Annotated in this window: 1 protein-coding gene; it reads right to left on the bottom strand. The window is 47.1% G+C overall.

What is annotated here, in order from left to right:
• Positions 1-163 precede the first annotated feature (163 nt).
• Positions 164-1,246, bottom strand: a 1,083-nt coding sequence (locus R7Z77_RS23975) for a HAMP domain-containing methyl-accepting chemotaxis protein (RefSeq protein ID WP_318136875.1), incomplete at its 5' end; no start/stop codon positions are given.

The following is a 1,246-nucleotide window of genomic DNA, read 5'->3' as shown; positions in this document are numbered from 1 at the left end:
GCCGATGGAGTCATATTAGATCTGAGCGGTGAGGAAGGAAATTTGGTTTTAGCTATAGCTTTAATAACTAAACTCAATGAGCAATTAGGTTATGTGAGTAGTAGAATAGTCGAAACCCTCGACCATTGTATTTCTTCATGGTCGAGGGGCATTCATTGGGGGTCTAAGCCGTTTTAAACATGGCCATTTGTTGATTCAACTCGGTGACTTGTTGCTTCACTTGCAACGACGTCTCAGAAGCATGCTGACTGTTACTCGCCACCATTTCGACCGACTGCGTAATGCCTGCCATTAACCCATTTATGGATTGCGTTGCGTGAGATTGCTGCTCGGCAGCAGCGGCCAATTCTGCCATTTGCTCGTTTAGAGAACCGATCTGCTCTGTCGTTGAAACCAATCTCGTTACGGCATTATCGATGTGCTCAGCACCTTGCTCTGCCAACGACTGGCTGTGTTCAATTTCCTGAACCACCGTGTGAGTTGAACGCTGAATTGCGTTAATAATACCGTTGATTTCTGTCGTCGATTGCGTGGTTCTTGTCGCCAACATGCGCACTTCATCGGCAACCACAGCAAAACCTCGCCCTTGTTCACCAGCTCTCGCCGCTTCAATTGCCGCATTGAGTGCCAGCAAATTAGTCTGTTCTGCTAACCCTTCAATCACTTCCGTCACGCGGCCAATTGCTTCGCTCTCTTTGCTTAACTGCGTAACTTGGGTGCTGGCGCTTTCTATGCTGCTGTGTAAGCTTTCCATGGTCGCTTTATTTTTCTCAAGTGCGTCACGACCTTGTTCTATCTCATCTTTTGAATCTGACAACTTTTGCACCGATTGATTAGCTTGATCCAACGTATTACTCGCAGCAAAGGCAATCTCTTCGAGTTGACGCCCCATTTCTGAGATATTGGATTGTTGTTGTTCAACGTTATTGGATGTCACTTGTGCCGATTCGAGAAGCGCACCCATGCTGGTGTCCACTTGGTTCGCTTTTCCATTTACACCTGCAACAATGCCTGCCAGTGACTCGTTCATGCGATTGATAGAGCTCGTAAGGTCAGCCAGCTCATCCTTGCCAACAACGTTCAATGGCGGTTGAGAAACATCGCCAGAGGCTATAATCTTCGCTCGTTCTGATAATCGCTGGACTCTGCGTCCAATGGTATTTCCCATGTATTTTGAAATCGCAATCGCCGCAATCACGACCAGTAATGCTGCCACCAGCATCGACGTAAGCACATTTTTGATTGA

The sequence above is a fragment of the Vibrio sp. 1401 genome (genome assembly GCF_033340295.1).
Note: the sequence above shows the minus strand (reverse complement) of the source record. Positions and strands in the feature narration are given on the sequence as shown.